At 71.1% G+C, this 12,648-nt stretch carries 14 protein-coding genes, 1 tRNA gene and 1 riboswitch; of the genes, 9 read left to right on the top strand and 6 right to left on the bottom strand.

All coding sequences use genetic code 11. The annotated features are described in order from the left end of the window. Positions 1 to 19 precede the first annotated feature (19 nt). From rph to rdgB, 3 genes are all read left to right on the top strand, one after another. Positions 20 to 751 (top strand): ribonuclease PH, encoded by a 732-nt coding sequence (gene rph / locus WAB15_RS16170; protein ID WP_399146929.1) that lies wholly within the window; start codon positions 20 to 22, stop codon positions 749 to 751. A 220-nt stretch (positions 752 to 971) separates the two neighbouring features. Then, positions 972 to 1,379 (top strand): hypothetical protein, encoded by a 408-nt coding sequence (locus WAB15_RS16165; RefSeq protein WP_399146928.1) that lies wholly within the window; start codon positions 972 to 974, stop codon positions 1,377 to 1,379. Positions 1,380 to 1,419: 40 nt separating this feature from the next. Continuing rightward, positions 1,420 to 2,055: an RdgB/HAM1 family non-canonical purine NTP pyrophosphatase gene (gene rdgB, locus WAB15_RS16160; RefSeq protein WP_399146927.1), complete on the top strand. Its 636-nt coding sequence runs from the start codon at positions 1,420 to 1,422 to the stop codon at positions 2,053 to 2,055. Between the two features lie 55 nt (positions 2,056 to 2,110). Here rdgB and WAB15_RS16155 read toward each other — a convergent pair. From WAB15_RS16155 to WAB15_RS16140, 4 genes are all read right to left on the bottom strand, one after another. Then, positions 2,111 to 2,185, bottom strand: a tRNA-Leu gene (locus WAB15_RS16155). A gap of 15 nt (positions 2,186 to 2,200) precedes the next feature. Beyond that, positions 2,201 to 2,878: an HNH endonuclease gene (locus WAB15_RS16150; protein ID WP_407286693.1), complete on the bottom strand. Its 678-nt coding sequence runs from the start codon at positions 2,876 to 2,878 to the stop codon at positions 2,201 to 2,203. Continuing rightward, the gene (locus WAB15_RS16145; RefSeq protein ID WP_407289232.1) at positions 2,875 to 3,537 is read right to left on the bottom strand and encodes an HNH endonuclease; all 663 of its coding nucleotides are present in this window, start codon (positions 3,535 to 3,537) and stop codon (positions 2,875 to 2,877) included. Before WAB15_RS16145 ends, WAB15_RS16150 begins: the two co-directional genes overlap by 4 nt. 130 nt (positions 3,538 to 3,667) lie before the next feature. Beyond that, positions 3,668 to 5,206: an MFS transporter gene (locus WAB15_RS16140; protein WP_407286692.1), complete on the bottom strand. Its 1,539-nt coding sequence runs from the start codon at positions 5,204 to 5,206 to the stop codon at positions 3,668 to 3,670. 325 nt (positions 5,207 to 5,531) lie between these two features. Here WAB15_RS16140 and WAB15_RS16135 point away from each other — a divergent pair, with 325 nt between their 5' ends. Together WAB15_RS16135 and WAB15_RS16130 are read left to right on the top strand one after the other, a co-directional pair. Next, positions 5,532 to 6,038: a hypothetical protein gene (locus tag WAB15_RS16135; RefSeq protein WP_407286691.1), complete on the top strand. Its 507-nt coding sequence runs from the start codon at positions 5,532 to 5,534 to the stop codon at positions 6,036 to 6,038. Continuing rightward, a complete protein-coding gene (locus WAB15_RS16130; RefSeq protein WP_407286690.1) occupies positions 6,038 to 7,336 on the top strand; it encodes a sensor histidine kinase in 1,299 nt (432 codons plus the stop codon). Before WAB15_RS16135 ends, WAB15_RS16130 begins: the two co-directional genes overlap by 1 nt. Here the strand turns inward: WAB15_RS16130 and bcp are convergent. Beyond that, positions 7,317 to 7,784, bottom strand: a complete 468-nt coding sequence (bcp, locus tag WAB15_RS16125) for a thioredoxin-dependent thiol peroxidase (RefSeq protein WP_399146921.1) — start codon at positions 7,782 to 7,784, stop codon at positions 7,317 to 7,319. The two genes, WAB15_RS16130 and bcp, sit on opposite strands and share 20 nt — an antisense overlap. 282 nt (positions 7,785 to 8,066) lie before the next feature. Between bcp and WAB15_RS16120 the strand changes: the two genes are divergently transcribed. From WAB15_RS16120 to WAB15_RS16110, 3 genes are all read left to right on the top strand, one after another. After that, the gene (locus WAB15_RS16120; RefSeq protein ID WP_399147011.1) at positions 8,067 to 8,384 is read left to right on the top strand and encodes a DUF3618 domain-containing protein; all 318 of its coding nucleotides are present in this window, start codon (positions 8,067 to 8,069) and stop codon (positions 8,382 to 8,384) included. 96 nt (positions 8,385 to 8,480) lie between these two features. After that, positions 8,481 to 8,831 (top strand): GroES family chaperonin, encoded by a 351-nt coding sequence (locus WAB15_RS16115; protein WP_393500663.1) that lies wholly within the window; start codon positions 8,481 to 8,483, stop codon positions 8,829 to 8,831. 63 nt (positions 8,832 to 8,894) lie between these two features. Next, positions 8,895 to 8,960: riboswitch (guanidine-III (ykkC-III) riboswitch) on the top strand. 31 nt (positions 8,961 to 8,991) lie between these two features. After that, entirely contained in the window at positions 8,992 to 9,312 is a 321-nt protein-coding gene (locus WAB15_RS16110; protein ID WP_393500660.1) for a DMT family transporter, read from the top strand. A gap of 27 nt (positions 9,313 to 9,339) precedes the next feature. Here WAB15_RS16110 and WAB15_RS16105 read toward each other — a convergent pair whose 3' ends face one another. Further along, the gene (locus WAB15_RS16105; RefSeq protein ID WP_407289231.1) at positions 9,340 to 11,589 is read right to left on the bottom strand and encodes a transglycosylase domain-containing protein; all 2,250 of its coding nucleotides are present in this window, start codon (positions 11,587 to 11,589) and stop codon (positions 9,340 to 9,342) included. Positions 11,590 to 11,830: 241 nt separating this feature from the next. Between WAB15_RS16105 and WAB15_RS16100 the strand changes: the two genes are divergently transcribed. Continuing rightward, a complete protein-coding gene (locus WAB15_RS16100; RefSeq protein ID WP_399147009.1) occupies positions 11,831 to 12,628 on the top strand; it encodes an ABC transporter permease in 798 nt (265 codons plus the stop codon). Positions 12,629 to 12,648 lie beyond the last annotated feature (20 nt).

Here is a 12,648-nt window from a genome sequence, read left to right as displayed (position 1 = left end):
TGCCGATAGGGTCTACGCCATGTCTCGCATCGACGGCCGCACGCCCGAACAGCTCCGCCCGGTCACCATCGAACGCGGCTGGAGCAAGCACGCCGAAGGCTCCGTCCTGATCTCCTTCGGCGACACCAAAGTCTTCTGCACCGCCTCGGTCACCGAAGGCGTACCGCGCTGGCGCAAGGGCACCGGCGAAGGCTGGGTCACCGCCGAGTACTCGATGCTGCCCCGCTCCACCAACACCCGCGGCGACCGGGAGTCCGTCCGCGGCAAGATCGGCGGCCGCACCCACGAGATCAGCCGCCTCATCGGCCGCTCGCTGCGCGCCGTCATCGACTACAAGGCCCTCGGCGAGAACACCGTCGTCCTGGACTGCGACGTCCTCCAGGCCGACGGCGGCACCCGCACCGCCGCCATCACCGGCGCCTACGTCGCCCTCGCCGACGCCCTGACCTGGGCCAAGGACAAGAAGCTGATCCGCCACGGCCGCCAGCCGCTCACCGGCACGGTCTCCGCCGTCAGTGTCGGCATCGTCGACGGCACCCCGCTGCTCGACCTGTGCTACGAGGAGGACGTCCGAGCCGAGACCGACATGAACGTCGTCTGCACCGGCGACGGCCGCTTCGTCGAGGTCCAGGGCACCGCCGAGGCCGAGCCCTTCGCCCGCGACGAACTCAACGCCCTCCTCGACCTCGCGGTCGCCGGCTGCGCCGACCTCGACGGCGCCCAGCGGGCGGCACTGGCCCGCACGCTCTGAGGACGGCCGGGACGGCGCGTCGCCGGCGGGTGCGCCGGCGACCCGCTGCCGGGCCGGGAAGGCGTCGCGCAGGGCCGCGCGCCCCCGGTCCGCCCGCAGGGCGCCGGCGCACCCCCGGTGTCCGAACTCCCACCCCCGGCTTGCCGGTTCGGGCAACCAAACAACCCCACCCCGCGTTTCTTCCTTTGCCCGCGCATGACCCAAGGGAAGGAACCGCTCCATGGCCGCCCGCACCGCCCGTACGCGCCGCCCCGCCCCCACCGCGCTCGCCGTCTTGGCCGCCGCCGCTCTCGCGATACCGCTGCTCTCCTCCTGCGGGGCGATCCAGAAGGCCACGGACTGCGCCAAGACCGCCACCTCCGTCGTCAACGCCGTCGACAAGCTCCAGCAGGCCGCGGACAACGCCCTGACCGACCCGCAGGAGTCCGAGCAGGCCCTCGACAACATCGACAAGAACCTGCAGAAGCTCAGCAAGGACGCGAACGACCCCGAGCTGTCCAAGGCCATCGACAAGACGAACAAGGGCATCAAGGACGCCCGCAAGGCGCTGGCCGACAACAAGGCCCCCGACATCCAGCCGATCGTCGACGGCACCAGCGAGATGACGAAGATCTGCACCCCGGGGTAGCCGGGATCACCGGGTGGGGCAGCCGGGATAATCGGGTCCCATGCAGCCAGACACCGCCGGACGCCCCGCGACCCCCCGCCGCCTCATCCTCGCCACCCGCAACGCGGGCAAGGTCCGCGAGCTCCGCGCCATCCTCGACGCGGCCGGCCTCGACGTGGAACTCGTCGGGGCCGACGCCTACCCCGACATCCCCGACGTGAAGGAGACCGGCGTCACCTTCGCGGAGAACGCCCTGCTCAAGGCGCACGCCCTCGCCCAGGCCACCGGCCACCCCGCCGTCGCCGACGACTCCGGCCTGTGCGTCGACGTCCTCGGCGGCGCCCCCGGCATCTTCTCCGCCCGCTGGGCCGGTAGCCACGGCGACGATCAGGCCAACCTGGCCCTGCTCTTGGCCCAGCTCTCCGACATCTCCGACGCGCACCGCGCCGCCCACTTCGCCTGCGCCGCGGCCCTCGCCCTCCCCGACGGCACCGAGCGCGTCGTCGAGGGCACCTTGGACGGAACCCTGCGCCACACCCCCGCCGGCACCGGCGGCTTCGGCTACGACCCGATCCTGCAGCCGGACGGGGACACCCGGACGTGCGCCGAGCTGACCGCCGAGGAGAAGAACGCGATCAGCCACCGGGGGAAGGCGTTTCGCGCCTTGGCGCCGGTGGTCCGCGAACTCCTGGGCTGAGCGCCCCTACACACCACAGCCGCCCCCCTCCGAGAGGGGAGCGGCTGTCTGCGTGTGGGCCCGGTGGGACTCGAACCCACGACACACCGGACCTAAACCGGCGTCCTCTAGCCAGCTGGGATACGGGCCCGCAGCGCTGCCTACTCTACTGGTCGCCGTCGGGTTGCCGGTGGCCGTCTCCCCCACGGCACCAGGTGCTCGTGACCGCGTGACAGTTGGGGCACAGCAACCGAAGGTTCTCCCGCCGGTTGTCCTGCCAGTCCCCGTTGATGTGATCGATCTCCAGTGTCATGGGCCTACCGAGCCACTGAGGGGCGACGCCGCACCTGGCGCAACGCTCCGGTACGCCGACTTCGCGCAGAGCGCGACGCAGGCGGCTGGTTGCGATCCGGTGCCTTCCGCTGTGCCGTACCAGCACGTCTTCCGGCCGCATGGCGTTCGTACTTGGTTTCCCGCGCTGATGTGCCTGTCCCAGGAAGTGGGCCGTCGAGAGCTGTTCTTCGGCGATCCATTCGCGGAGCATCGCGCGCTGGCCCCCGTTTTCTGGACGATCTAGGCGACGGAGCACTTCAGCGAGGGAATTCGACTCGGCTACTGCGGCGCGCAACACCTCGGGTGTGGGGCGGGTCTTGCGCCGGGGCATGCTGCCGCAGTGACGGAAGTGTGAGATGTCAATCTCGAAGTGGTCGAAGCGTCGGCAGAGGTAGCGGCAGAGGCTGTCGTACGGGCGGGTGCCGAAGAAGGCGATGACCTCGTCGATGCTGGAACACAGCGCAGCGGCTTCGGCCAGCCGCTCGCGGGTGTACTGCACTCCGCTCGTCATACGGCGTCATTCCTGGTGCGCCCCTTGCCGCGCCCCCGGTAACCGTCCGTTGTCGAGTGGCAGTTGGGGCAGAGTAGTCGAAGATTCTCGATCCGGTTGTCGCGCCAGTTGCCGTCGACGTGATCGACCTCCAGGGGGAGCGGCTCGCCCAGCCATACCGGTTCGATTCCGCACAAGGCGCAGCGCTCCTCTACACCCATCTCGTTCATCGCCCTCTTGAGCCGGGTGTTCGGCATGCGACTGGCGTGTGCTGACGTGGCCTGGACGAGGATCTCTTCGGCGGTCCGGCGGCGCTGGTTGTACCTCATGTTCTCCGTACGGACCACTGATGCGAAGTGGGAGGTATCGATTCCGTACGCCTTGATCCGGCGGCTGATGTGGGTGTGGTGCCCACCGACGACATCGAGCCCGAGGTGGCGCAGTACCTCACACATGTTCGTCGAGGCCGAAACCGCGGCTTCAAGGATCTCTCTCGTCCACCGCACCCCCTCCCGCTCGAAATGCGACGTATCCACCCCGAGCTTCTTCATGCGCTCATGCACATACCGCCGCTGCGAACCCCGTGGATCCACCCCCAACTTCCCCAACGCCTCCGACAGCGTCCGCGACGACGACGACGCGGCCGCGAGCCGCTCCCGGGTGTACGGACTGACCGGCATGCTTCCCCCCTCAAAGCCCGCGCACCAGGCCCACCCCGTGCGCTCCATCGACTCTCGAACATGTCAACGAGCGCGCGGGGTGGTGGTTACGCAGAGCGAGGGAGGCCGGGCGAGGACGGCGCGGAAGGGGTCAGAAGCGGGGTTCGGTCGTCTGGGCGGTGATGAGTTCCACCGCCTCTTCCTTGGTGGCCACCGAGGGCGGGGAGCCCTCCAGGGGCTGTTGGGCGGTCTCCTTCATGCAGGCCACGGCGACGACGCCGACGAGGGCGGCGCCCATCGTGTAGTAGGCGGGGACCATGACGTTCTTGCCGAAGGCGTCCATGAGGGCGGTGATCACCAGGGGGGTGGTGCCGCCGAAGAGGGAGACGGCCACGTTGTAGCCGATGGACAAGGAGCCGTAGCGGACGTGGGTGGGGAAGAGGGCGGGCAGGGCGGCGGACATGGTGCCCAGGAGGCAGACCAGGCTGAGGCCGAGGAGGGCCATGCCGAGGCAGACGGCGACCAGTGAGCCCTGCTTGACGAGGAGGAAGGCGGGGATCGCGAGCAGGAAGAAGCCCAGCATGCCGGCCATCAGCAGGGGCTTGCGGCCGTAGCGGTCGTTGAGCCTGCCGACGGTGCTGATGACGCACATCAGCGCGACCATGGTGCCCAGGAGGATCAGCAGGCCGTGGGACTCCTGGTAGTGGAGGGTGTCCGTGAGGTACGTCGGCATGTAGGACAGCAGCATGTAGTCGGTGATGTTGTAGGCGCCGACCAGGGCGATGCACAGGATCAGGGTGGGCCACTGCTGGGCGAAGATCTCGCCCAGCTTCTTCTTGGGGGTGTTCTCGGAGAGGTGGGAGAACTCCGCCTCCGCCTCGACGAGGGAGCCGGTGGCGCTGTGGGTGCGGGCCGCCTCGAACTTCTGGAAGGCGGGGGTCTCGTCGAGTCTGATCCGCAGGTAGAGGCCGACCAGGCCGAGCGGGCCGGCGATCAGGAAGGGCAGCCGCCAGCCCCAGGCGAGCATGGCGTCGTCGCCGAGGGCGGTGTTCAGCACCAGGACGATGCCGGCCGCGCCGGTGTAGCCGATCAGGGTGCCCAGTTCCAGGAAGCTGCCGAAGTAGCCGCGCTTCTTGTCGGGGGCGTACTCGGCGATGAAGGTCGAGGCGCCGCCGTACTCGCCGCCGGTGGAGAAGCCCTGGATGAGGCGGAAGGCGATGAGCAGGACCGGGGACCAGAAGCCGATGGTCGCGTGGGAGGGGATCAGTCCGATGCAGAAGGTGCCCGCGGCCATCATGATCATGGTGAGGGCGAGGACCTTCTTGCGGCCGACGCGGTCGCCGAGGGGGCCGAAGTAGGCGCCGCCCAGGGGCCGTACGAGGAAGGCCACGGCGAAGGTCGCGAAGGACGACAGCAGGCTGGTGGTGTCGCTGCCGCCGGGGAAGAAGACCTTGCCGATGGTCACCGCGAGGTAGCTGTAGATGCCGAAGTCGAACCACTCCATGGCGTTGCCGAGCGCCGCGGCCTTCACCGCGCGCTTGACGACGCGTTCGTCGGTGACGGTGATGTCGGTGCGGCGCAGCCGGGGGTTCCTGCGGCGGGCGACGGCGCGGAAGAGGGCGCGGTGGCGTTTGAGCGCTGCCGGGTCCTGATCGGGGGCGTGGTCGGCTTCGGTGCTGCCGGTCGGCACTGGGCGGTCCTCTCGGTCGGGCAGCGCGCGGTGCGCTAGGGGGGTGGCCTACGACAGATAACGCCTGCGCGGTGGCGCGCGGATCAAACCCGTCCGGCCCGACGACGTGCGGTGCGTCACCCTCGCCAGGGTCGCGCGGGGCGTGGTGGCCGGGCGCGCCAAGGGGTGTCGCAGGGCTTGTTACAGGACTGGTACACAGCCGCGCGGTCACCGCAGTATGCGGGCAACCAGCCTGTGTGGCAGGGGCGGGAGAGTGTGGGCGCCGGGCGCGGCATTCGTGTTTGCTGGTGGGGGTACGGGGCGTGGCTCCCGGGAGGAGATCGTGATGACGGACCGCGAAGGGTCCCGCTGGGTCCGGGGCCGTACCGCGCTGCTGGCCTTCGTCGGGGTGACGGCGCTGGCGGCCGGCGGGGTGTGGTTCGGTCAGGCGCCGGACCGTGCGTCGGCGGTGGACACGGCGCCGAAGACCTCCGCGGTGCAGGACGTCAAGGAGGACGCCGAGGAGGCGCGGGGCCTGCCGGGGGTGCGGGACTGCGGGATCGGCGAGCCGGAGATCAAGCCCCAGGTGATTACGCTGACCTGCGCGGACGCGGGGATGGTGGCGACCGCGATCACATGGCGGAAGTACGGGTCGCGGGACGCGTTGGGGACGGGTGTGGTGCAGGTGGTCAAGACCGCCGCGGGTGCGGGCGCGGACGCGGGGTTCCCGGCGACGTTCCGGCTCTTCGGGGCGAAGCCGGTCGACGGTCGGCTGGCGTTCACCGGTCTTGAGGTCACCTACGAGGGCTCGACGCCGCTCGGTGACACGACGGAGATGTACAACCTCGCGTGATGGGCATTCGAGGCCGGATCGCGCTGGCCATTTCCTGTCTGACGGCGCTGGCCGTGGTGGTGCTCGGTTTCGCCGTGCACCACATAGCCGATGCCGAACGGGAGCGCGCGGCGCGGGCGTATCAGGACGACCGGCTGAGTTCGGCGCTGCAGATCTACGAGCGGGACGGCAAGCTGGTGCTGGGCGCGCAGCTGGACGACGCGGTCCTGCCGCTGCCGCTGCGCGAGGCGGTGTTCAACAACCAGTCGGGGACGTATGTCAGCGGTGGTGAGGATCCGCGGGTGTGGGCGGCGACCGGTGTCGGCGAGGGCGACGGGAGTGCCCCGAAGCGGTCGCTGTCGGTGTCGGCGGCGTATCCGGACGACGATCCGACGCAGGTGGCGCTGGACCGGGCGCTGCTGATCGCCGGGTGCGGCACGGTCGTGCTGATGGCGGTGGTGTCGTGGTTCGTCGCGCAGCGGCTGTCGCGGCGGCTGCGGCTGAGCGCGGCGGCGGCGCGGCGGATCGCGGCGGGGGAGCCGCCGGACGCGGACGCGCTGGCGAGCAACGGTCGGGACGAGGTGGCCGAGTTGGGCCGCAGCGTGCACCACATGGCGACGTCGCTGGCGGCACGGGTGGAGGCGGAGCGCGAGTTCACCGCGGATGTGGCGCATGAGCTGCGTACGCCGGTGGCCGGTCTGGTGGCGGCGGCGGAGCTGCTGCCGCAGCCGCGGGCGGTGGAGCTGGTGCGGGACCGGGCGCAGGCGATGCGGCGGCTGGTGGAGGATCTGCTGGAGGTCTCCCGGCTGGACGCGGGGGTGGAGCGGGCCGATCTGGACGCCTGTGAGCTGCCGTCGTTGGTGCGCGGGATCGTCAAGCGGGCGGCGCGCCAGCGCGGGGTGGACGAGGTGTCGGTGACCGTGGAGGGTGAGCCGCGGATCGTGGAGACCGACCGGCGGCGGGTCGAGCGGGTGCTGGTGAACCTGCTGGCGAACGCGGCCAAGCACGGCAAGCCGCCGATCGAGGTGGTGGTGGCCGGGGCGCGGATCGTGGTGCGCGACCACGGTCCGGGCTATCCGCCGGAGTTGTGTGCGGAGGGGCCGCGGCGGTTCCGTACGGCGGCGCCGGAGCGGGGGACCGGGCACGGTCTGGGGCTGACGATCGCGGCCGGCCAGGCGGAGGTGCTGGGTGCGCGGCTGGACTTCGGCGCCGCCGCGGAGGGCGGCGCCGAGGCCGTGCTGGAGTTGCCGGACCGTACGGCGACGGCGCCGGGAGTCGGAGCGGTGGTGGATCCGGTGGTTACAGCCCCAGGTCCTTGATGATCTTGGCGACGTGGCCGGTGGCCTTGACGTTGTACAGCGCCCGCTCGACCTTGCCGTCCTCGCCGACGATCACGGTGGAGCGGATCACGCCGGTGACGGTCTTGCCGTAGAGCTTCTTCTCGCCGAAGGCGCCGTAGGCCGTAAGGACCGCCTTGTCGGGGTCGCCGAGGAGGGTGACCTTGAGGTCCTCCTTCTCCCGGAACGTGGCGAGCTTCTCGGGCTTGTCGGGGGAGATGCCGATGACCTCGTAGCCGTGGCCGGCCAGGAATGCGAGGTTGTCGGTGAAGTCGCAGGCCTGCTTGGTGCAGCCGGGGGTCAGTGCGGCCGGGTAGAAGTAGACGATGACCTTGCGGCCCTTGTGGTCGGCGAGCGAGACCTGCTTGCCGTCCGCGTCGGGCAGGGTGAAGGCCGGGGCGGTGTCGCCGGGCTGCAGTCGCTCGCTCATGCCGAAACCTCGCTTCGCTGGGCCCCGCACTGGCGAGGCGCGGCCATGACGCGCTCACTGCGCTCGCTCATGGCTCTCCTTGTGGGTGGATCCGTACGCCCCCGACATTAGCCAGCCGGGGCGGGCGGGGGGACCGGGGGCGGTGCGGGCGCGCGGAGCCGGGGGCCGGTCGGTGCTGGTGGGGCGCCCGTGATGCGCGAAACGGGGGTGCTGTGGGGCGTACGGGGGTGTGAGCTGACAGACTGTCCATCACGAATGGCGCGAGACGACGGAGGCAGCGCGGTGGCGGAGGCCAGGACCCCGGCGCAGATCGAGGCGGACATCGCCCGCAGGCGGCAGGAGCTCGCCGTCACGCTCGACGAGATCGGGGTGCGGCTGCACCCGCAGACGATCATGGACGAGGTGAAGGCGAAGGCGGCGGCCGCCGTGGACCGTACGGCGGGGCGGGCGTATGTGGTCGTCAATCGCGCGGTCTTCGACGTCCGGGCGCAGTTGGTGTCGCCGGACGGGGCGCCGCGGCTGGAGCGCATCGTTCCGGTGGCGATGGTCGGCGTGGCCGTGGTGGGGCTGCTGACGCTGCGCGCCAGGCGGCGCCGCTGACCGGCGGGCGGTCGGGGCGCCGGTGGACCGGTTTCGGCGCGGCGCGACCCGGCCCGCGATGCGTGGCGGGCTCCGCCGGGCAGGTACGGTCATGCCGTGACCCCGAATAACACCAAGGACACCCACGACAAGCTGCCGATCCGGATGCTGCACGACCGCGTGCTGGTCCGGACGGACATCCCCGAGGGCGAGCGCCGCTCGTCCGGGGGCATCGTCATCCCCGCGACCGCTGCCGTCGGCCGCCGTCTGGCCTGGGCCGAGGTGGTCGCGGTCGGGCAGAACGTGCGGACCGTCGAGGTGGGCGACCGGGTGCTGTACGACCCGGAGGACCGGGCCGAGGTCGAGGTGCGCGGTGTGGCGTATGTGCTGATGCGCGAGCGCGATCTGCACGCGGTGGCCGCGGAGCGGCTGGAGGGCGCGGACGACTCGACGGGGCTGTACCTGTAGAACGACGGGCTGGTACCTGTAGGGGCGGCGGGCGGTGACGGGTGTCACCGCCCGCTTCGCTGTCCTTTGCTAACCTCGGGAGCAACCCGACGAGACGCGCCGTACCGGGTCAGGACAAGACGACGCACCCCTGTTGAAGCTCTTTCACGGAGGTGCCGTCATGGCATGGATCCTGCTCGTGGTCGCCGGTCTGCTGGAGGTCGGCTGGTCGATCGGGATGAAGTTCACCGACGGCTTCACCCGGCTGTGGCCCAGTGTGTTCACCGGCGCGGGCATCGTGGTCAGCATGGTGCTGCTCTCGTACGCGGCGCGGACCCTGCCGATCGGTACCGCCTACGGCGTGTGGGTCGGCATCGGGGCGGCCGGTGCGGCGGTGGTCGGGATGATGGTGCTCGGCGAGCCGGCGACGGCGGCCCGGATCTTCTTCATCTGCCTGCTGCTGGTGGCGGTCGTGGGCCTCAAGGCGACCTCCGGCCACTGACGAGACACCCCGCCCGCCGCCCGGGGGCTAGCCTCTTCGCCGCTGCCAGTACGGTTCCTCGTCACCCGGTCCCACGGTCGGGAAGTCCTCCGTGGGCTCGCTGGTCGGCGGGGTCTCGGTCGGGAAGGTGGGGGAGGGCGGCACGGTGGCCGGCGGGGTCGTCGGGGCGCCGGTGGGCGGCACGGTGTTGCCGGGGGGAGTGCCGGACGGGCCGGGGGCCGGGGCGTCCGAGGTGCCGGGCGACGGCGACCCGCTGTCGGACGGTTCGGCGGACGGCGAGGCCGACTCGGCCCCCTCCGCGAGGTGCAGGTCGAAGTCGCGCACCGGGTGCCCGCGCAGGGCCGCCGCGGTGTAGTCGGCCCAGATCTGGGCGGGGAAGTCGCCGCCGTTGACCCGGGGCAGCCCCGCCGCTCCGTACAGCGGCTGCTGGGCGGCGCTCTCCGGGTGCTGGCCCAATACGGCGACGACGGTGGCGAGATCGGGGGTGTAGCCCGCGAACCACGCGGCCTTGTCCTCCTCCGCGGTGCCGGTCTTGCCGGCCGCGGGCCGCCCGGCCTGCTGGGCGGCGGTGCCGGTGCCGCCGTCGACGACGCTGCGCAGGATCGAGGTGGTGGTGTCGGCGGCCTCGCGAGTGAGGGCGGTGGTCCGTTCGCGCTCGGGCAGCTCGATCTCCTCGTCGCTCTTGGTGACCTTGTCGACGAGGGTGTACGGCCGCAGGCTGCCGTGCTGGGCGAGGGTGGCGTAGACCTGCGCCATGTCCAGGACGCTGGGGGTGGCGGTGCCCAGGGAGATCGCGCCCTGCGAGGAGGCGAGGCCGGGGGTGCCGGCGGGGATGCCCAGGTCGACGGCGGTGTCCTTGACCTTGCCGGGGCCGACGTCGATGCCCATCTGGGCGTAGACGGCGTTGACGGACTTGTCGGTGGCCTCGGTGACGGTGATCGGGCCGTAGGAGCGGTCGTCCTCGTTGGCGGGGGCGAAGCCGGTGGAGCGGCCGTGGCTGACCGCCATCCGCTTGTTGGTGCCGTCGTAGAGGGTCTGGGGGGTGATGCGTTCGCCGTCCTGGGTGGTGGAGCGGTTCTGCAGGGCGGAGGCGAAGACGATCGGCTTGAAGGTGGAGCCGACCTGGTAGTCGCTGCGGGTGGCGCCGTTGACGTACTGCTTGGCGTAGTCGATGCCGCCGTAGAGGGCGACGACCCGGCCGCTCTTGGGGTCGATGGAGGCGCCGCCGGCCCGGACGTAGCGGTCGACCTCGCGGGAGTCGTCGAGCCGGTCCATCAGCCGGTCGTCGACCGCTTCGACGAAGGCGTTCTGGCGGCGCTTGCCGAGGGTGGTGGTGATGCGGTAGCCGCCGGAGCGCAGGGTGTTGTCGTCGAGGATGTGGTGGTCGGTCAGGTAGTCCCTGACGGCCTCGACGAGGTAACCGCGCTGGCCGGTCAGGCCGGCGGAGGTCTTGGCGGGCCGGGGCGCGGGGAAGCGCATCGCGGCCCGCTCGCCGGGGCTGAGCCACTTCTGCTCGACCATGCCGTCCAGGACGTAGTTCCAACGCGCCAGCACCCGCGAGCGGTTGCCGGGGTGGGCGGTGATGTCGTAGGCGCTGGGGGCGTTGAGCAGGGCGGCGAGGTAGGCGCCCTGAGCGGTGGTCAGCCGATGGGAGTCGCGGCCGTAGTAGGCCTGGGCGGCGGCCTGGATGCCGTAGGCGTTGCGGCCGTAGTAGCTGGAGTTGAGGTAGCCCTCCAGGATGTTGTCCTTGCTCACCTCGCGGTCCAGCTTGATCGCGATGAAGAACTCCTTGGCCTTGCGGGTGAGGGTCTGTTCCTGGCCGAGGTAGTAGTTCTTCACGTACTGCTGGGTGATGGTGGAGCCGGACTGCTTGCCCTTGCCGGTGACGGTGTTCCAGGCGGCGCGCAGCATGGCTGCGGGGTCGATCGCGGACTCGGCGTAGAAGTCGCGGTCCTCGGCGGCGAGTACGGCCTGCTGGACGTGCCGGGGGACCTGGCCGAGGTGCACGTTCTGCCGGTTGACCTCGCCGTCGCGGGCCAGCTCGGAGCCGTCGGAGTAGAGGTAGACGTTGCTCTGGGCCTTGGCGGCGCTGTTGGCCGGGGGGATCTCGACGAGGAGGTAGCCGCCGACCAGGCCGCCGATGACGATCAGCAGGAACAGCAGCACGGTGCCGAGCATCGTGCGCCAGCTGGGCAGGGCCCGGCGCCAGCCTGTGCGTTGTCCGCTCATGTCTGTATGGACTCCTCGGCCGCCGCCGAAGGTTGTACCGCGGCGGATCGGTGTCGTGTCGGGGATTTCGCGCCGTACGCCGGAAATGTAACTGTGGCCCGCTGGGCAACTCTCGCATCATGCGCCCCGGTCAGAAGGGGTGGCGCGCACCCGGGTCCGCCACCTGACCGGCTGAATGGCGCCCATGGCTCACCCGAACGGGTGGTAAATCGATGGTGCCCGCCGTGGCCGCCGCTTAGGCTCCGGTGTTTGCCGTCCGGCGAGAACGGGACCAGGGGGGGAGCGCGGCGTGTGGTACGTGGCGGTGGCGGCCGGCAGCTTCCGGCGGTATGCCACCTATCGGGTCGCCACCGTGGCGGGCGTCTTCACCAACACCGTCTTCGGCTTCATCGTCGCCTACACCTACATCGCGCTGTGGGACGCCCGGCCGCATCTGGGCGGCTACGACCAGGCGCAGGCGCTGACGTTCGTATGGACCGCGCAGGCGCTGCTGGCGGCCTCGTCGCTGATGGCCGGCGGGGGCCTGGACGAGCTGCAGGAGCGGATCCGCACCGGCGACATCGCGGTGGACCTCTACCGGCCCGCGGACCTTCAGGTGTGGTGGCTCTCCGCGGACCTGGGGCGGGCCGCGCTGCAGCTGATCGGCCGCGGGGTGGTGCCGATGGCGGTGGGCGCGCTGGTCTTCCCGCTCGCGCTGCCCGCCGACCCGGCGACCTGGGGCTGGTTCCTCGTCTCGGTGACGCTCGGCGTGGTGGTCAGCTTCGCCCTGCGCTATCTGGTGGCGCTGGCGTCGTTCTGGCTGCTGGACGGCACGGGGCTGGCTCTGATCAGCGGCCTGGCCTGCCTGTTCTTCTCGGGGATGGTGCTGCCGCTGCGGGTCTTCCCCGGCGGCTTCGGCGAGGTCGCCCAACTGCTGCCGTGGGCCGCGATCCTTCAGGTACCGGTCGATGTGCTGGTGGGCGCGCGCGGCGGCGGCGCGCTGCTGCGGGGGCTGGCGTTCCAGGCGGTGTGGGGTGCGGTGCTGCTGGCGCTGGGCCGGCTGGTGCAGTCGGCGGCGACCCGCAAGGTGGTGGTGCACGGTGGCTGAGGCGGGCGGCCGGGTGGCTC

Source organism: Streptomyces sirii (genome assembly GCF_045690365.1).
In the GTDB taxonomy this organism is placed as follows: Bacteria; Actinomycetota; Actinomycetes; order Streptomycetales; family Streptomycetaceae; genus Streptomyces; species Streptomyces sirii.
Note: the sequence above shows the minus strand (reverse complement) of the source record. Positions and strands in the feature narration are given on the sequence as shown.

Coding starts and splice junctions, on each gene's coding strand:
- WAB15_RS16165 (WP_399146928.1), top strand. CDS start 972: ATGGCCGCCCGCACCGCCCGTACGCGCCGCCCCGCCCCCACCGCGCTC.
- WAB15_RS16150 (WP_407286693.1), bottom strand. CDS start 2,878: ATGACGAGCGGAGTGCAGTACACCCGCGAGCGGCTGGCCGAAGCCGCT.
- WAB15_RS16130 (WP_407286690.1), top strand. CDS start 6,038: ATGGGCATTCGAGGCCGGATCGCGCTGGCCATTTCCTGTCTGACGGCG.
- WAB15_RS16145 (WP_407289232.1), bottom strand. CDS start 3,537: ATGCCGGTCAGTCCGTACACCCGGGAGCGGCTCGCGGCCGCGTCGTCG.
- WAB15_RS16135 (WP_407286691.1), top strand. CDS start 5,532: ATGACGGACCGCGAAGGGTCCCGCTGGGTCCGGGGCCGTACCGCGCTG.
- bcp (WP_399146921.1), bottom strand. CDS start 7,784: ATGAGCGAGCGACTGCAGCCCGGCGACACCGCCCCGGCCTTCACCCTG.
- rph (WP_399146929.1), top strand. CDS start 20: ATGTCTCGCATCGACGGCCGCACGCCCGAACAGCTCCGCCCGGTCACC.
- WAB15_RS16110 (WP_393500660.1), top strand. CDS start 8,992: ATGGCATGGATCCTGCTCGTGGTCGCCGGTCTGCTGGAGGTCGGCTGG.
- rdgB (WP_399146927.1), top strand. CDS start 1,420: ATGCAGCCAGACACCGCCGGACGCCCCGCGACCCCCCGCCGCCTCATC.